Below are 15,402 nucleotides of genomic sequence, written 5' to 3'. Positions count from 1 at the left end.
CCGGTGCAGTTGCGGCGCCCGTTGGGGTGCTGGTGGTGGCCTCCTGGGTTTGCGGATCCCTGGGAGGCCACCGGCGTCTACGGGGTCTGCGTCTGGACCCTCCGGTCGTGGGCGAGGATCGACTCCGGGGTCCAGCCGTTGATCCGCAGCTTCGGGGCCGCCTCGCGGGCCAGTCGGATGGCGGTCGCCTCGTCGAAGCGGTGCGCGGCCTTCCACTCGTCGGTGCGGTCCGACGGGATGGGCTCGAAGTCCCACGTCCCGTCAGCACCCAGGCAGAGCTTGCCGCGAAGCACAGCCCACTTGCCGGAACCCCGGTCGGCCACGGTGATGCTGAACATGCCAGCGTCGAAGTGGTCTTCGGGTAGGGCGCAGACCGTGTACTCGGTGGTGCGGACGGTGGCTTCCATGGCGGTTGGTCCTTCCGTTGGGCCGCTCAGCGCGGCGCGGTGGTGTCGTCGGTCAGGTGACGGGCTACAAGCCGGCCGCGCGGGCGATGGCCACGGCGAACGTGGATGCCTTCATGCCGACACCGAAGTGGACGCCGGCCTCCTGGCTGATCAGTGCGCTCACGGCCTCAGGCGCGACGTTCGGCACCGGCACGCCGGGGCGGATCTCATCCCAGGCGGCGAGCAGCTTGTCCTCGGCCAGGCGCGACCAGTGAGCCCGGCGTTGCACCCAGGCGAGCATCTCGGCCGGGTCGTCCCAGTCGGGGGCGTCGCGGTGGCAGGTCCGGCAGAGCAGCACGATGTTCGAGGGGTCGTTGCTGCCGCCGAGCGAGTGGGGCTTGAGGTGTGCGCGGTCGAGCTTGGCGCGCAACGCCCATGACGCCTTGAGGGTGACCGTGTCGGATGCCTCGCAGCCGTCGGGGTACCAGCGGCAGGCGAAGCAGGCCGGCTCGCCGATGTCCAGCACGAACGGCCGGGCGTCGGGTGCCTGGTGCTCCGCCCACCAGAGGGCGATCTCGTAGTGGCTGGGCATGGCCGCTCGTGTTGCCATCAGGCTTCCTTCCGCTTGGCACGGGATCGACGACGGGGGGCGTCAGGCAGGTCGACGCGCTTGGCCTGGCTGGCAGGACGGACGTAGCCGGCAGCGGACTGGACGGAGGAGACACGCCAGTGCGAGCCGCCCCTCACGGTCGGCACCCCGTCGGCGTTGAGCCGATCGGCGATCTGTTGCCAGGTCTTGCCGTCGAGGCGGAGGTCGCTGATAAGTCGCGCGACCTCAGGCATCGTGTCGCGGACGCCGGGGCGGCCCATCCGCTTGCCTTGCGAGCGGCGGACCGCTGCGGCTTGCCGAGTCCGCTCGGCGATGCGCTCTCGTTCCCACTCGCCGACGGACGCCATGATCCGTGCGACCAACCGGCCGGTCTCGGTGGAGGTGTCGAGGCCGAGGTCGAGTGCGATAAGGCCGAGGTCGTTGCGCTTGCCCCAGTCGAGCAGGTCGGACAGGCCGACGAGTGAGCGGGTGAGCCGGTCGAGCTTGGCGACGATGAGTGAGTCGGCCTCGCGAACCATGGAGAGTGCTTCGCGGATGCCGGGCCGATTGAGGTCTTTGCCGGATGCGCCTTCATCGCGGGTGATGGCGATGAGGTCCCAGTTGTTGCGCTCCACAGCGGCCCGTATGGCGTCCTCCTGGGCCGTGAGGCCGTAGCCGGACGCTGCCTGCTCCTGGGTGGATACCCGCACGTAGCCGATGACGCGTAGACGGTCTGACATGGACATACTTTACCGCAACTGGTCAGTTGCGGTATTGAGCCGCAGCGGAGGTGGCCCGAAGCGGGTGCCAGAACTCGGGCCACAACCCCTGCCTCTCGACTCATGGATTGGTCACGCTCGGTTGGTGTGCCTGAGGGTTGGAAGTGGCACAGCCCCTGAGGTGGGTGTCGCGGGTGGTGGGTGCCCGGTCGACCGGGGGCAGGTCAGTCACGGCTGGCTCCGCAGCTTCTGGTGGATCGACTGCTGGAAGGCGGCCTGCCGGGTGCGGCCTTGGATCAGCGCCTGCTCGTCTAGCTCCAGCACATCGCGCATTACCTCGGTGTCCCCGCCAACGGTCACCTCGACGGCCAGACGGCCGCGCAGCAGACCACGCAGCAGATCCCGCAGGCCCACCCGGACGGTGTGCCGGACGAACGGGTCGGCGATCCGCAACCGGAACGCCACGGCCTGGCCGTCAATCGTTGAGGTGACCCAGTAGCGCGGGCCCGTCTGCCGCGAGTCGTATGTGGCGCGCACCGACGGGCGAAGGTCCGTCATGTCGATCTCTCCTTCTGGTCCTTGGGAATGTCAGTTATCGCGATGCAGGTACCGATGTCTGGGAGTTATCCGGGTTGCTCAGTTGTCGACGGCGGGCTCGGGAAGCTCGATCCGGGCGGTCACGATCAGCCGCGCGCCCTCGGGCAGGTCGCTGGCGATGGCCTTGAAGCCGGGCCCACTGATCAGCCCGCTGCCGGACGCCGCGCCCTCGGCCCGCCAGGAGAGGCCCGGCGGCCCGGCTCCGTAGTCGACCTTCACGGCGGTGAGGGTGGTGGTGCGCTCCGGGTTCGCGGGCGACAGCACCGCGTCTTCGTCGCTGTGCCGGAAACAGCGCCAGGGGCATCGCTGGTGGTATCGCTCAGCGTCGGCGCGCTCCCGCTGCGAGTCGTACTCGTAGTGGGCGACTTCCCGGCAGCTGGGCTTGGCGCATCGAACCGTGGCGGTCACTCGTCGGCGGGCCATGTCGTCTCTCCTTGATCAATCGATGCCATCTGAACGCTGCTTCTGGGGCTACGGCCGGTCATGCGGCGGCGAGGTCGAGGGCGAGCTGCCCAGTCGGGACCGCGGCGAGCAGGAAGCCGCCGATCCACCGGGAGTACGCGGGCGGGATGGCCTCGGACAGGCCGGCGATGGTCATCCAGTCGATGCCCATGGCCCGCTCGCCGTCGGCCTTCGGGAGGTTGGTCCCCCAGTGCGGGGTGCGGCGCCGCAGCCGGGCCTTCCCGCCGTAGACGCCGATGACCGGGCGGTCGCCGTGGCGGCAGGGCGGCTGCGGCAGGGCGACGTTGGACTCGAACAGGCGGTGGCGGCGCAGCTCGTACTCGTCGGTGCCGAGATCGAACATCGACCCGCACAGGGTGACCGGGTTGACCAGCGGCGCGCCTTCGACGTTCTCGATGACCCACGGCTTGCCGAGCTGCACGAGCAGCGCCCGGGTCTGCGGGATGAAGTCGGCGTAGGTGTGCGGGTTGGACCGGCCGAGCGCGCTGTGGGCCTGGCAGGGCGGGCTGGCGTGGATGGCGTCGAACTCGTGGCCGTGGGCGGCGAGGTATTCGACGGCGTCGCCCTGCACGAACTCGTACGGGTAGCGCGGCTGGGGCTTGATGTCGACTCCGACGACGTCGAAGCCGGCGTCTGCGTAGCCGCGGGCCGCGCCGCCTTCTTTACAGAACAGGTCGAGCAGGCGGGGCTTGATCACGACGCCTCCTGTGCGGGCAGGTTGATGGTGTGGACGCCGGCGGGGTGGACGGCCTGATACGGCACCACCGTCGGCGCGGGCTCGGTGCCGTAGCCGGCGGCGCGCAGCAGGGTGACGGCGTCGGCGAGCAACATCCGAACGGGGAAGGTCACCGCGACGCCGGGCAGGCTCCCGGTCAGCAGCGCGGTGACGTGCCAGGCGGGCATGTACGCCCACCACCGGGCGGCGTTGCCCGGACCGACCCCGGCGCGCTGCACGACGAGCAGCCCGAAGTCCGCGTCTGCGTTGACCGTCTCGGTGGCGAGTTCGGCCATCCAGCGGGTGATGGTCAGGTCGGAGGCGGTGCGGGCCGCGTCGCCGCCCTTCACCTCCCAGCACACACCGGGGGTGCCGGTGATGTCCCCGGCGTCGAGGGCACCCCGGAGGCTGCGCCGCTCGGCGTGCGGGAAGCCCGCAGTGTGGAGGTACTTCACCGTGGCGGACTCGGCGGCGGTGCCGATGTCGCGGGGGCGGCGCTTCACGACTGCACCTCCGGCCACTTGACGGTGACGTCGGCGGTGTTGATCAGCTCTTGGATGGCCTTGGCGTCCTCGACGGTCCAGGGCTCACCAGACAGCTCCAGGTGCGCGAGGATCGACAGCCGCTCGCCGTGACGGGCGGCGTCGCGCATCAGGTCTGTGGCGTGGTCGCGGTGCTGCTGGGGGGTCACGGCTTCACCTCGGCGGGGGTCTTGGTCCAGCGGCAGGCCGGCTCGGTGGGGGTGGTGTCGGTCTTGCCGCGCCAGTAGGTGGGTGAGCCGGGGCAGAGCTGGCAGGAGTTGACGTGTCCGGCGGGTCCGGGGTGGCCGGGCATGTCGCACTGCGGCTCGACGGGCGGGTTCGGCTGGGTCATGGCGTGGGCTCCTGTCGGCGGGTGAGTAGTGGGTTGGTGGTGTGGGCGCGGCCGAGTCGGTGGATCGCGGCACGGCGCACCTCATCGGATGCGGGCAGCGGCGCCGGAGGACGAAGACGCTCGCACTCGGCCCGGGTCGCCGGTGACAGGTCGGTGAGGATCCGCTGCCAGGTCGTCTCGTCGACGGATGCGGCGACCTCGGCCCAGGTGGTCAGCACCGGGTCTGGTGCGGCGGCGATGGACTGCTGGTCGTGGGCTTTGTTCTCGGCGGCGATGCGGAGGTTGTCTTCGGTAGTGGGGACGAAGTCGCCGCGGTCGGCTGCGAGGCGTCGGGCGATGCGGGCGCTGAGTTCGCTCATCGGGGACCTCCGTGGCGTGTGTGGTTCTCGGGTTGCATGCATCGGGTGCAGTAGCCGCGTCCGCTGTCCTCGTACGGGTGGGTGGTGGTTGCGGCGGCTTTGGGTGCCGGGCGGTGTTTGGCGATGTCGCCGGTGGCGATGAGGCTGTCGACGTAGCGGCTGGGTGCCCGGACGGACGGGTCGGCGACGAAGCGGTCCCAGATGGTTCGGGCGTCGGTGTCGCTGATGCCGAGTGCGTCGGCGATGCGCGTGACGGGGGGCGGGGAGGAAGAGGAAGTCCTCTTCTTCTTCAGTTCGGGGGTCGTGTGCGACCCCCCGTGACCCTCACGAGAGGTCGTGTGCGCCCCCCCGTGTCCGTTTGGACCGTTCTGCGAGGGGACGTGTGCGACCCCCCGTTCCGATTCACGGGGGGTCGCCTGCGACCCGTCGTCACCCGTACGGGGGGTCGCCTGCGCCCCCTCGTTCTCGTCTCCACGGGGGGTCGTGTGCGACCCCCCGTCGTCCGGACGGGGCCCACGGCTGCGCTCCATCGCGAGGTCGTAAACCGTCGGTCGCCGGTCGCTGCGGATGTACTTGGCGAGGCTCTGGTCGCCCTCACGGATCAGCCCGAGCTTCTCCAGGGCGTCGACGTCCCGGCGAGCGTTGCGGTTGTTCTTCCGCGTCCGCCAGGCGATCTCCGGCTGCCCGAGGAATGCCCCCGTCCCGTCCGGCGCCGCCGTCTCGGCCAGCGCCAGAAGCGGGCTCACCAGATGCGACGGGAGGTCCGGTGCGTCCTCCAGCACCCAGCGGATGGCTTCCCAGCTCACGTGCGACTCCTGTCAGTGGTGGGACGGCTCAGAGGACGCACATGTCGACGAACCGCGACACGTGCAGCTGCGCGGCGGCGGTGATGGTGTCCTGCGGCCCGGACCGGTTCTTCGCCACGATCAGGTCCACCTCGCCGGCCCGCGCCGACTCCTTGTCGTAGTAGTCGTCGCGGTGCACGAAGATCACGAGGTCGGCGTCCTGTTCCAGCGCGCCTGACTCGCGAAGGTCGGCCAGCATCGGCCTCTTGTCCTGCCGCTTCTCGTTGTCGCGGTTGAGCTGGGCGACGGCGATGACCGGGACCTGGAGTTCCTTGGCGAGCAGCTTCATGCCGCGGCTGATCTCGGCGACTTCCTGCTGCCGGCTTTCCGACTTGCGGGCCGGGGTCATCAGCTGCAGGTAGTCGACGACGATCAGCGACAGGCCCTTGCGCTGGGCGAGCCGGCGGGCGCGGGCGCGGATCTCGGTCATGTTCACCGACGGCGTCGGGTCGATGTGCAGCGGCGCGGCGGCGAGTTCCGTCTCGGCTTCGGCGAGGCGCCGCCAGTCGAGGTCGCTGAGGTGCTTGGCGTCGCGCAGGGCGTGCAGCGGGATCAGCGTCTCAGCGGACAGGATCCGCTGGATGAGTTCGTCTTCCCCCATCTCCAGGGCGAAGAACGCGACGGGCTTCCCGGCGCGGATGGCGATGTTGCGGGCGACGTCGACGCCGAAGACGCTCTTGCCCATGCCGGGCCGCCCGGCGACGACGACGAGTTGCCCGGGGCGCAGGCCGCCGGTGAGCCGGTCGAGGTCGACGAGCCCGGTGGGGAGGCCGATCACGGAGTCGGGGTTCGCCGCAGCGGCGGAGATGGCCTCCAGGGTGGGGCCGATGAGCGCGGACAGCGGGGTCAGTTCCCCGGAGTCGTGGCGGGTGGTGGCGTCGTAGAAGCTCTGCCCCGCCTGGTCGACGGCCTCGGTGTACTCGACGCCGGGGTTGAGGGCGAGGCTGACCATCTTGGTGCCGACCTCGGCGAGGCGGCGGCGCCCGGCGTCGTTGCGGATGCGCTTGGCGTGCCAGCCGGCGTTCGCGACGGTGGGGACGGCCTCGATGCACTCGAACAGGTACGGTGCGCCGCCGACGCGCTGGAGGTCGCCGGTGGTGAGCAGCTTCGCGGCGACCGCCGCGGCGTCGGTGGGTTCGCCCTTGACGTACAGGTCGGTGATGGCGCGGTGGATGGTGCCGTGGGCGGGCCGGTAGTACTCGTCGGCGGTGACGAGTTCGATGACGTCGGCGATGGCGTCGCGGGCGAGCATCATGGCGCCGAGGACGATCCGCTCGGCGGCGGTGTCCTGGGGTGGGGTGCGGCGCAGGTCGTGGTCTTCGGTGGTGATCGTCATCAGGTCCCCCCTGGGTTGTGGTGGTCGTGTGGTTGGCGCCCCGTCGCGCGCTCGATGCGCGGTGCCGGCCTCATCCGGGCGGGGCTGGTGGTGCTGGGTCACCAGGGGGCGTCTTCGGGGGCAGCGCTGCGGTCGGTCTGCCCGCCGCTGCCCCTGCCGGCCTTGTCGACCTTCGCGGTGGCGTAGCGCAGGCTCGGGCCGATCTCGTCGACCTCCAGCTCGATGACCGTGCGGCGCTGCCCGTCCTTCTCGTACGACCGCTGCCGCAGCCGGCCGACGACGACGACCCGGGCGCCGCGGGTGAGGGACTCGGCGACGTGCTCGGCGGCGTCGCGCCAGATCGAGCAGTTCAGGAACAGCGGCTCGCCGTCCTTCCACTCGCCGGACTGCTTGTCGAAGGTGCGGGGGGTGGAGGCGACGCTGAACTTGGCGACGGCGTGACCGCCGGTGGTGAAGCGCAGTTCCGGATCTCCCGTGAGGTTGCCGATGACGGTGATGACGGTTTCGTTGCTCATGCGGGCTGCTCCTGGCGGGTGAGGGCGTCGATGGCGGTGGACGCCTCGGCGGCGGTGAGTTCACTGGTGGTGGTGATGTCGCGCTTGATGGCGGCGCTGATGAAGGCCAGCCCGCTGGCCCGGTCGTGGCCGGCGTCGCGGAGGGAGGCGTGGAGCTTGCTTTGCTGGGCGCTGTTGATGCCGCCGGTCTTCTCCCCGGGCAGGGGCGGCTGGGTAGCAGCCGGACGCTGGGCGCGTTGCGCGGTCGCCTGACCGGTCGGTGCCGGCTGGGGGCGTTGCTGCCGCTGGGCGGTGCGATGCCCGGCGGCACCGTGCCCGTCGTCGTCCTCGTCCTCGGCGGCGATGCCGGTGATGGCCAGCAGCACGTACCGGCGGGCGTAGGTGATCGCCGAGCCCATCTGCATCGGGTTGTCGGCCAGCTTCAGCGGGTACCGGCCGGTCTTCGCCGTCTTCGACTCGACGTGCATCAGCTCGTAGGCGAGAACGAACTTGCCTTCGTCGTCGAGGGTCGGGGTGCACGTGTAGATGACGCCGAGTTTGTTGAGGCGGGACAGCACCTGCTCGTTGACCTGTACGAGGTCGGCGTACTTGGTCTTCTGGTTGCCGACCTGGCCGCGCTTGTCCTTGACGAGGACGGGCGGGTCGGCCTGGAGTTCGAGCAGGACTTCGGAGATGGTGGCGGCCATCAGAACGCCACCGCCTCAGCCTCGTCGACCTTGGCGAGCGCGTACCGGGAGGCGGTCGGCGGCTCGATCGGCTCGCCGATCAGGTCCCGGTCGGTCTGGACGAACTTTCCGACCTGCTGGGCGTACAGGAACGCCCGGTGCTGCTCCGGGCCGGCCACCACCGGCACCAGCGAGTAGCCGTCAGGGCGGACGTGGATGGCGCCGGTGAACGTGACCTCCGGCATGGGGAACGCCGACTCCGGGTCGTCCGGGTCGGGCTGCATGAACTGGGCGAACCGGTACCCGGACAGCTGCAACGCGGTCTCGCCGAAGATCCCCGACCGGTTGGTCTTCGCGTCGAGCAGCGTGTTGCACACGAAGCCGTCGGTGTCGCGGGGCAGGTGGTCGTACTCGGGCATGTCCGGCAGCAGGATGTCGCCGAAGATGTCGAGGGTGCCGACGTAGCGGTGGTCCACCGAGTAGACGACCGCCTCGATGTAGCGGGCGCGCAGCTGGAACTCGTCCATGAACCGCACGTACGAGTCGACGTACGGGCGGAGCAGGTCCGGGACGACGACCTGCTCGCCGCGGATGAGCCGTTCGCCCATCTTGTGGACCTGGGTGCCGCGGTTGGACGCCTCGTCCTTGACGGCGTACCGGCCGCCCTTGAGCTTGGCGAGGCGGGCCGAGGGGGCGAGGGCGGACAGTTCGTCCCAGTGGTCGATGGCGTAGTCGGCGGTGGCGTTGGCCGCCCAGTTGATGAGGGCCTTCTTGGGTAGGCCCTGGTCGAGGACGGTGGTGACGCCGGGGACCCGTTCGCCGGTTTCGGTGTCGACGTACCAGTGGTTACGCCCATTGCTCTTCTTGACGATCTTCATGCGTTCACCTCGGCGTGGTTGCGGGCGGCCTCGTCGTTGAGGTCCTGGCGGTTGCAGTCGGGACACTGGCTGCCGCCGCTGATGTAGAGCGGGTCGAAGGGCGGCCACTGGTCCTCGGGCAGGTCACAGGTGACACAGGCGTTCATGCCGCCACCCGCGCCAGGTGCGCGGCGGGGGTGTCCTGCACCGGCTGGTGGTGCTCGCGGCACGACCGGTTCCAGTAGGACCGGACCGCTTCGCGGGTGGACCCGATGACGTAGGCGACCTGGGCGTGGCTGTAGGGACGTCCGGGGGCGGTGAGCATCGAGATGACGACTTCGCGGTAGTCGGCGGGCCGGTTGCGGCTGTCGTCGGTGACCCCGGGCAGGCGGGTGAGGGTGGTCTGCCGGCGCCTCGCGGCCCGCTGCAGGTAGCGGGTCCAGTACGCGCGGATGGCTTCCGGTCGGGCGTTGATCTCACCGGCGATGTCGGTCCACCCGCGGCCTTGGCCGACGAGTTCGGCGATGCGGTTGTGCTGTTCGGCGACGCGGGAGTGGAACCGGTCGACGTAGGACTGGATGGCGACGGCTTTGACGCCGATGACGGTGGCGATCTGCGGGTAGGTCATGCCTTGGCCGCGCATGGCCATGATGCGGTCGTGGTGGTGGAAGACCTTGACGGCGAGGTCGATGACTTTGCCGTGGTGGTCGTAGGCGTCGCCGTTGCGGATCATGCCGACTTCGCCGGGTTCGGGCTTGCACTTGCCGGTGTTGTAGAGGGGGCATTGGGTGCGGCAGAGGGTCATGGCGCGGTGGTTGTTGCCGTCGCCGGTGTCCCACCACTGGGGTGGGTTGGTGACGCAGGGGCGGGGGTCGTGCTGTGGGGCGACGAGGGCGCCGTCGACTGGGCCGGGCAGGGCCCGCAGTTGGATGGTGGCGGTCACTGCTCTGTTCCTTCCGTGGTTTCGTCGTCGATGCCGGTGTGGTCGGCGGTGGCGCACGTCCAGCACCGCTGGTCCTCGCCGGCGGGGATGTGGCGCGGGTATGCGGCACCGCACGTGGGGCAGGTGCCGCCTGTGGTGTGGTCGTCGATGTGCGCGCCGCCGGCCACCCAGGTGCTGATGTCGTCGTCGGTGGCGACTCCTGCCGGTCGGGTCCACGCCCCGGTGGGGGTGATGTCGCGGATGCGCAGGAGTCCGGTGGTGTCGTTGGCGTCGGCGTGCACGGGGTCGGGTGTGCGGGTGACGAGTTGGGTTGCGGCGGGGCTGAGGAGGTAGCCGGGTCCTTCGTTGCGGGGGGTGCGGCGTTTGCCCTCGTAGCTGGTCTTGTGGCGGCGGGTGGCGAGTGCGCCGGCGATGGCGATGCCGAGGTGGGTCATCGGGTGGCCCCCGCCTCGTTGCTGGTGGGGGCGTGGAGCACCTCGCGGAGCCGCTGGGCGTAGTCGCCGCCCGTTTCGGTGGCGAACTTCTCGACCCGCTCGATGATCTCGGTGAGGGTGGCGACGACGCGGGCGTTGGTCTTGGCGATGTCGGCTTTGGTGTCGCGGTCCTGCCGCACCCGGGCGTTCTCGGCGACCAGCCGGCCCACCTCGTTGGCGTGGGTGGCGGCCTGCGTGCGGGCCTCGGTGAGGGCGGCGGACATCTGGTCGATCAGTGCGGCGATGCCGTCCACGGGCGACTGGAAGCCGGCGGCGTTGAGGGCGGCCCACGCGGCGCTGATCTGCCCCTGCGCGTCGGTGAGCTGCGGGCGGAGGTCGTCGATGGTCTTCTCAAGGAAGGTGTTGACGCGGTCGTTGTCGGCGAGGGCTTCGCGGAGGTGCTCGGCGTCGGCGGCCTGGGCGTCCCGCTCGGCGGTCAGCTCGTCGACCTTGGCCTTGGCGGCGGCCAGTTCGGCGGCGGGCGCCCAGCTGCTACGGGTGACGTTGGGTTCGGTGGTCACGGCTTGTCTCCGTTCGTGCGGGTGTCCCGGGCGACGATCAGTTCGGCGAACCGCTTGGTTTCGCGGCGGCGGATCTCCTGGCGTCGGGCGGGGGTGTGGAAGGGGGCGATGGCGGCGGCGGCGATGGCGTCGAGGACCATCCACAGGCGGCTCACCGGACGCTCCTGACGTGGAAGTGGAAGCGCGGCAGGTGCACCCGGGGCAGGCGCGGGAGGCGCACGATGGCGCGGATCTGCGCCCGGTAGCCGGCGAGCACCTCGGCCAGGTACGCCTCGTTGCTGATGGCTGCGGCGGCGGCGCGCATCTGGTGGCGTAGGCCCCGCCAGCGCAGCCACCACCCGCCGGCACGGAAGGCCAGGCTGATGAGGGCGAGTTCGATCAGGAGGCGGGCCATCACGCCGCCTCTGCCAGGTCCGCGATGCGCTCCGCCTCGACCAGCCGTGCGACACCCAGGTCGGCGTACCGCCGGTCCGACTCGACGCCGACGAACCGACGACCGGCCAGCAGGGCGGCCACACCGGTGGAGCACACCCCCGCCGTCGGGTCGAGGACCGCCTCGCCGAGGCACGACGATGACTCGACCAGCGCGCGCATCAGGGGGACTGGCTTCTCGTCGGGGTGGCGCACCTGCCCGGAGTTGGGCCGGGCGGCCTGGATGACGGAGCCCTGCCGCAGCCGTGCAGCCAGGCGGCCGGATCCCTTGTCGCGGTTGCGGGCGGACCACTCGTAGACGCCGAAGGTGATCCGCTCGTGCTCCGGCCCCCACGGCACCGACAGGTTTCCGGGCCCGTGGTGCTGCTTGTCCCAGATCAGTTCGGCGGTGGCCCCCAGGTCGCACGGCTTGGCGACCTGGTCGGGGGCGTATCCGAACACGTAGGTGTGGCGGTGGTTGCGCAGCAGTCGGCGGACCGCGTCGCCGAGGACGGCGGGCCAGTCGATGCTGCCGTCGTCGCCGGCCATGTGGTCGAACCGTTCGGCGCGGCGGCCGGATTGCCAGTTCACCCCGTAGGGCGGGTCGGCGATGATCAGGTCGACGGACCGGGCGGGTAGGGCGGGAATGACGTCACGGCAGTCGCCGAGGTAGAGGGTGGCGCGGGGGGTCTGGTAGTAGGGCTCCATCACGACACCGCCCGTCGGATCGTCCGGCCGGTGACCTGCTCCACCTCGGCGGTCCCGCGCCGGCACTCGGCGATGAACTCGGTGGTGTCGAGCCCGCCCAGGAACGCCCGGTAGGTGGCCTCGTCGGTGATCTGGGGGCCGGGGCGGCTGCCGTCGCCGGTGCCGGGGCCGGTGGGCGGTGGGAGCGTCGGCCCGGGCTGGAACGGTGCGAAGTCGGCGGTGAGGGCGGGCAGGTCGCCGAGGTCCGCGATCCGGGGGCTCATCGGGTGCCGTCCTCGGCGGCAGCGCGAAGCCGAGCGAGCAGGGCGCAGGCCGCGCAGGTCTTCATGTCGACCGGCTCCAACGTTGGCCCGTCGCAGGCCCAGAACTGGCAGCCGACTCGCTCAAGCACGTCGATCGTGTCGTCGAGCAGCTCGCTGTCGATCGTCAAGTCACTCATCGCTTCGCCTCCCAGCGGTGCGGCGGGGCCATCGCGGCGATCAGCTCCGCGTGGGCGGTCTCCAGGTCGTGCGCGATGGCCTGCCGGAACTCGACCTCCTTGCAGACCAGCTCCCGGTGGGTGGCGGCGATGAACCCGGTCCGCCCGTCCCAGTACGCGGCGGTCGCGGTGACCTGCTCGTCGGTGGCGTCAGCCAGGGCGATCCGGAAGTTGTCGAAGCCGCTGGCGCGGATCACGAGGGCGTCGGCGGCGGTCATCGGGTCGCCGCCTTGCAGGTGCCCCAGCACAGCCACTGGTTCGCGATGCCCGTGAGCGGGTTGCCGGGGAGCAGCGTCAAGCCCGACGTCGCACCGCAGGCCGCGCACTTGCGGTCCGGGTTCGTCTCGACGTTCGCGATGAACGCGCCGTCGCTGCGACCCAGGCGGTACGCCGACGAGAACGCCGGCGGCAGGATCCCGATGGCGACGAGGATGTCGATCGCCTCGCGGACGGTGGCCGTCGGGTACTCGGTCGGCTGGCCGGTGAAGAACAGGGCGTCGGCGTCCTTGCGCCACACCTGGAACCCGGCCTCGTTCGGCCGGACGGTGACGGTGGCCTTGTCCTCGAACTGGGCGTTCTGGTAGCCGCGCCACCCGCCGGCACGCCAGCCCTGGATGCGCGCCCAGCGGTGAACCTCGGCGAGCAGCCGGCGGTCCTCGGTGGAGGTGGTGACCGTGTTGGTCATGGGATACTCCCTGTCGGTTCGGACGCCCCTGCGGACTTGGCGGTTGGTGGGGGCGTCTTGCTGTCCGGGCCCGGGTGGGCACCGGGGCGGAACTAGGCGGCGTCGACGGGGGCGCGGCGCTGGCGCGGGGCGGCGCGACGAACGCGGCTCGCGGCGCGGCTGGGAGTGCCGACGACCGGGCGGGTGTCCGCCTTCTTGATGGCCTCGATGTGCTCCGGGTCGAACACGACGCCGCGGAGCTTGCCGGTGCGGCGGTGCGGGACGGTGCCGGCGGTGACCCGGTCTCGCAGGGTCCAGAACGACATTCCGAGCACCTCAGCCGCCTGCCTCATGGTCAGCGGTTGCTCGCTCATGCCTGCCTCCCTTCTCAGTGATCGTCAGTTGTGCTCAGTTCTGGGCACGCACAGAACATAGCCTGAATGTGCGCGCACGCACAAGGGAGACGAGCGGCTGGTCTGGCATCATCTGAAAGCACGATGTGCGCGCCCCGCACACCGGCAACCCAGGGGGAGAGCTGATGTTGCCGCCACAAATCAGCGAAACAGCGCAACCTGTCGATGAGGTGCGTGCGATCACGCACGTGACAGGTCGCGCAACGGTGCCTACATTCGTGCGCGTGCGCACAGTCGAATGGCCGGAGCGTGACGCGTTCATCGCGCACCTCGACCGGCTGAAGGAAGCCCGGGGGTTCCGCTACGACGTCGCGCTGGCCGAGGCCGCCGACGTCAGCCACTCGGCCATCAGCAACTGGCGCTCCGGCAAGCAGAAGCCCAGCCTCACCGCGATCACCAAGCTGGCCACTGCGCTCGACGTCAACCCGCACGACCTCGCCGCCCGCGCAGGCGTCGCCGAGGGCTTCGCGCAGGCGTCCACCCCGACGCAACTGCCGCCCGAGCTGGAGACGCTGCTCGACCACTACCAGACGGCGGAGTCGAACCGGCGCGCCGAACTGCTGAGCTTCGTCAGCCGCGTGAACGAGTGGTTCGAGGGCACCACCCCACGTCCGATCGGCGAGCGCGACCGCCGAGCTGGCTGACGCTCGTGTGGGTCGAGAAGCACGGACCCGGCTGGCGAATCAGGGAGCAGGTCGGCGGCCGGAAGGTCACCATCGAGTCCGGCTACGCGAACAAGACGCAAGCCAAGGCGGCCATCGCGCGGATGGCCACCGACCGCGCCCGCGGTGAGTACGTGGACCCTCGCGCCGGTCGGGTCACCCTGAACGCCTGGATCGATGCGTGGTGGCCGTCGTACGCGGCGACGCTGAAGGCCACCACGCAGCGCACGGAGGATTCCCGGGTGCGCAACCACATCCGCGCCCTGCTCGGCGAGCTGCCGCTGGATGACGTCGACACCCTGGCCATCCAGCAGTTCGTGTCGACCCTCGCTGCCGGCGGGCCGGGTCGTCGGCCGATCAGCCCGAAGACGATCCGCAACGTGCACGCGATCCTGCACAAGCTGCTCGACGCCGCCGTGGCCCAGCGGCTGATCCGGGTGAACCCCGCCGGATCGACCGGCCTGCCGAAGGTGCGCCGGCAGGAGATGCGGTTCCTCACCACCCCGGAGATCGGCCGGCTGCTCGCGGCGACGCCGGAGCATTGGGCGCCGCTGGTGATGCTGTTGGTCGCGACGGGGCTGCGGTACGGGGAGGCGACCGCGCTGCGCGTCGGACGGGTGGACGTGCTCGCTGGCCGGCTGGAGGTGCTGGAGGCGATGCACGACGGGATCGGGGGAGTGCCGATCCTGACCGACCCGAAGACGGAGCGGTCCCGCCGGACGGTCACCTTCCCGCCGGCGGTGGGTCACGCCCTGGCGCCGCTGCTGGTCGACCGGGACCGGAACGCGTTCCTCTTCACGGACCTGGACGGTGTGCGTCCGGTGACGCGGAACTTCCGCCAGCGCGTCTGGCCCCGCATCCTGGCGGACGCGGGGCTGGGGAAGGTGCGTCTTCACGATCTGCGGCACACCCACGTGGCGCACCTGATCTCGGCGGGGGTGCCGTTGACGGCGGTGTCGCGGCGGATGGGTCACGCCTCGATCTCGGTGACCTCCGACGTGTACGGGCACCTGTTGACGGAGGTCGACGAGGGCATCATGACCACCGTCGTCGGCATGCTCCCGCCGAGTCAGCGTGGGGGGAATCTGGGGGGACTCGTAACTGAGGACGGCGGAGCTTCACTGACTCCGACTGACTCAAGCACAGCTCAGAGGGGTTGACGGGCGACCGGCCAGGTACCCGAATCGGGTTCGAATCCCACACCCTCCGCC

At 70.6% G+C, this 15,402-nt stretch carries 29 protein-coding genes; 2 read left to right on the top strand and 27 right to left on the bottom strand.

Features of this window, described 5'->3' with window-relative positions; all coding sequences use genetic code 11:
* Positions 1-77: 77 nt before the first annotated feature.
* The 27 genes from QSK15_RS32020 to QSK15_RS31890 form a co-directional block, all read right to left on the bottom strand.
* Positions 78-407: a hypothetical protein gene (locus QSK15_RS32020; RefSeq protein ID WP_285797774.1), complete on the bottom strand. Its 330-nt coding sequence runs from the start codon at positions 405-407 to the stop codon at positions 78-80.
* A gap of 64 nt (positions 408-471) precedes the next feature.
* On the bottom strand, positions 472-996 hold the full coding sequence (locus tag QSK15_RS32015) for an HNH endonuclease (RefSeq protein ID WP_285797773.1): 525 nt from the start codon (positions 994-996) through the stop codon (positions 472-474).
* The gene (locus QSK15_RS32010) at positions 996-1,715 is read right to left on the bottom strand and encodes a recombinase family protein (RefSeq protein ID WP_285797772.1); all 720 of its coding nucleotides are present in this window, start codon (positions 1,713-1,715) and stop codon (positions 996-998) included. Before QSK15_RS32010 ends, QSK15_RS32015 begins: the two co-directional genes overlap by 1 nt.
* A 207-nt stretch (positions 1,716-1,922) precedes the next feature.
* Positions 1,923-2,252, bottom strand: a complete 330-nt coding sequence (locus QSK15_RS32005; RefSeq protein WP_285797771.1) for a hypothetical protein — start codon at positions 2,250-2,252, stop codon at positions 1,923-1,925.
* Positions 2,253-2,330: 78 nt separating this feature from the next.
* On the bottom strand, positions 2,331-2,714 hold the full coding sequence (locus tag QSK15_RS32000; protein ID WP_285797770.1) for a hypothetical protein: 384 nt from the start codon (positions 2,712-2,714) through the stop codon (positions 2,331-2,333).
* A 58-nt stretch (positions 2,715-2,772) separates the two neighbouring features.
* Complete coding sequence (locus QSK15_RS31995; RefSeq protein WP_285797769.1) at positions 2,773-3,450, bottom strand: DNA cytosine methyltransferase; 678 nt, start codon at positions 3,448-3,450, stop codon at positions 2,773-2,775.
* On the bottom strand, positions 3,447-3,971 hold the full coding sequence (locus tag QSK15_RS31990; protein ID WP_285797768.1) for a hypothetical protein: 525 nt from the start codon (positions 3,969-3,971) through the stop codon (positions 3,447-3,449). Before QSK15_RS31990 ends, QSK15_RS31995 begins: the two co-directional genes overlap by 4 nt.
* On the bottom strand, positions 3,968-4,159 hold the full coding sequence (locus QSK15_RS31985) for a hypothetical protein (RefSeq protein ID WP_285797767.1): 192 nt from the start codon (positions 4,157-4,159) through the stop codon (positions 3,968-3,970). Before QSK15_RS31985 ends, QSK15_RS31990 begins: the two co-directional genes overlap by 4 nt.
* On the bottom strand, positions 4,156-4,341 hold the full coding sequence (locus QSK15_RS31980; protein ID WP_285797766.1) for a hypothetical protein: 186 nt from the start codon (positions 4,339-4,341) through the stop codon (positions 4,156-4,158). The genes QSK15_RS31985 and QSK15_RS31980 overlap by 4 nt, the downstream gene beginning before the upstream one ends.
* On the bottom strand, positions 4,338-4,700 hold the full coding sequence (locus QSK15_RS31975) for a hypothetical protein (protein WP_285797765.1): 363 nt from the start codon (positions 4,698-4,700) through the stop codon (positions 4,338-4,340). Before QSK15_RS31975 ends, QSK15_RS31980 begins: the two co-directional genes overlap by 4 nt.
* Positions 4,697-5,506 (bottom strand): hypothetical protein, encoded by an 810-nt coding sequence (locus tag QSK15_RS31970; RefSeq protein WP_285797764.1) that lies wholly within the window; start codon positions 5,504-5,506, stop codon positions 4,697-4,699. Before QSK15_RS31970 ends, QSK15_RS31975 begins: the two co-directional genes overlap by 4 nt.
* A gap of 28 nt (positions 5,507-5,534) precedes the next feature.
* The gene (dnaB, locus tag QSK15_RS31965) at positions 5,535-6,881 is read right to left on the bottom strand and encodes a replicative DNA helicase (protein ID WP_285797763.1); all 1,347 of its coding nucleotides are present in this window, start codon (positions 6,879-6,881) and stop codon (positions 5,535-5,537) included.
* A 98-nt stretch (positions 6,882-6,979) separates the two neighbouring features.
* On the bottom strand, positions 6,980-7,396 hold the full coding sequence (locus tag QSK15_RS31960; protein ID WP_285797762.1) for a single-stranded DNA-binding protein: 417 nt from the start codon (positions 7,394-7,396) through the stop codon (positions 6,980-6,982).
* Positions 7,393-8,082 carry an ERF family protein gene (locus QSK15_RS31955; RefSeq protein ID WP_285797761.1) on the bottom strand — a complete coding sequence of 230 codons (690 nt, stop codon included), beginning with the start codon at positions 8,080-8,082 and terminating at the stop codon, positions 7,393-7,395. Before QSK15_RS31955 ends, QSK15_RS31960 begins: the two co-directional genes overlap by 4 nt.
* Positions 8,082-8,939, bottom strand: coding sequence for a hypothetical protein (locus QSK15_RS31950; RefSeq protein WP_285797760.1), 858 nt, complete (start codon positions 8,937-8,939; stop codon positions 8,082-8,084). The genes QSK15_RS31955 and QSK15_RS31950 overlap by 1 nt, the downstream gene beginning before the upstream one ends.
* A complete protein-coding gene (locus tag QSK15_RS31945) occupies positions 8,936-9,085 on the bottom strand; it encodes a hypothetical protein (RefSeq protein WP_285797759.1) in 150 nt (49 codons plus the stop codon). The genes QSK15_RS31950 and QSK15_RS31945 overlap by 4 nt, the downstream gene beginning before the upstream one ends.
* A complete protein-coding gene (locus QSK15_RS31940; protein ID WP_285797758.1) occupies positions 9,082-9,861 on the bottom strand; it encodes a hypothetical protein in 780 nt (259 codons plus the stop codon). Before QSK15_RS31940 ends, QSK15_RS31945 begins: the two co-directional genes overlap by 4 nt.
* Complete coding sequence (locus tag QSK15_RS31935; protein WP_285797757.1) at positions 9,858-10,295, bottom strand: hypothetical protein; 438 nt, start codon at positions 10,293-10,295, stop codon at positions 9,858-9,860. Before QSK15_RS31935 ends, QSK15_RS31940 begins: the two co-directional genes overlap by 4 nt.
* Complete coding sequence (locus QSK15_RS31930; protein WP_285797756.1) at positions 10,292-10,855, bottom strand: hypothetical protein; 564 nt, start codon at positions 10,853-10,855, stop codon at positions 10,292-10,294. Before QSK15_RS31930 ends, QSK15_RS31935 begins: the two co-directional genes overlap by 4 nt.
* Complete coding sequence (locus QSK15_RS31925) at positions 10,852-11,010, bottom strand: hypothetical protein (protein ID WP_285797755.1); 159 nt, start codon at positions 11,008-11,010, stop codon at positions 10,852-10,854. Before QSK15_RS31925 ends, QSK15_RS31930 begins: the two co-directional genes overlap by 4 nt.
* Positions 11,007-11,249, bottom strand: a complete 243-nt coding sequence (locus tag QSK15_RS31920) for a hypothetical protein (RefSeq protein WP_285797754.1) — start codon at positions 11,247-11,249, stop codon at positions 11,007-11,009. Before QSK15_RS31920 ends, QSK15_RS31925 begins: the two co-directional genes overlap by 4 nt.
* A complete protein-coding gene (locus tag QSK15_RS31915; protein WP_285797753.1) occupies positions 11,249-11,974 on the bottom strand; it encodes a DNA-methyltransferase in 726 nt (241 codons plus the stop codon). The genes QSK15_RS31920 and QSK15_RS31915 overlap by 1 nt, the downstream gene beginning before the upstream one ends.
* Entirely contained in the window at positions 11,974-12,237 is a 264-nt protein-coding gene (locus QSK15_RS31910; RefSeq protein ID WP_285797752.1) for a hypothetical protein, read from the bottom strand. The genes QSK15_RS31915 and QSK15_RS31910 overlap by 1 nt, the downstream gene beginning before the upstream one ends.
* On the bottom strand, positions 12,234-12,413 hold the full coding sequence (locus tag QSK15_RS31905; protein ID WP_285797751.1) for a hypothetical protein: 180 nt from the start codon (positions 12,411-12,413) through the stop codon (positions 12,234-12,236). Before QSK15_RS31905 ends, QSK15_RS31910 begins: the two co-directional genes overlap by 4 nt.
* The gene (locus tag QSK15_RS31900) at positions 12,410-12,670 is read right to left on the bottom strand and encodes a hypothetical protein (RefSeq protein WP_285797750.1); all 261 of its coding nucleotides are present in this window, start codon (positions 12,668-12,670) and stop codon (positions 12,410-12,412) included. Before QSK15_RS31900 ends, QSK15_RS31905 begins: the two co-directional genes overlap by 4 nt.
* Complete coding sequence (locus QSK15_RS31895) at positions 12,667-13,137, bottom strand: hypothetical protein (protein WP_285797749.1); 471 nt, start codon at positions 13,135-13,137, stop codon at positions 12,667-12,669. The genes QSK15_RS31900 and QSK15_RS31895 overlap by 4 nt, the downstream gene beginning before the upstream one ends.
* 92 nt (positions 13,138-13,229) lie before the next feature.
* Positions 13,230-13,490 (bottom strand): hypothetical protein, encoded by a 261-nt coding sequence (locus QSK15_RS31890; protein ID WP_285797748.1) that lies wholly within the window; start codon positions 13,488-13,490, stop codon positions 13,230-13,232.
* Between the two features lie 263 nt (positions 13,491-13,753).
* On the opposite strand from QSK15_RS31890, the gene QSK15_RS31885 reads away from it, so the two are divergent.
* Both QSK15_RS31885 and QSK15_RS31880 read left to right on the top strand, forming a co-directional pair.
* On the top strand, positions 13,754-14,173 hold the full coding sequence (locus QSK15_RS31885) for a helix-turn-helix domain-containing protein (RefSeq protein WP_285797747.1): 420 nt from the start codon (positions 13,754-13,756) through the stop codon (positions 14,171-14,173).
* A gap of 5 nt (positions 14,174-14,178) precedes the next feature.
* The gene (locus QSK15_RS31880; RefSeq protein WP_285797746.1) at positions 14,179-15,351 is read left to right on the top strand and encodes a tyrosine-type recombinase/integrase; all 1,173 of its coding nucleotides are present in this window, start codon (positions 14,179-14,181) and stop codon (positions 15,349-15,351) included.
* Positions 15,352-15,402: the final 51 nt, after the last annotated feature.

It is taken from the genome of Micromonospora sp. NBRC 107095, assembly GCF_030269705.1.
Lineage (GTDB): Bacteria > Actinomycetota > Actinomycetes > Mycobacteriales > Micromonosporaceae > Micromonospora > Micromonospora parva.
This window is presented reverse-complemented; position numbering and strand designations above follow the sequence as displayed.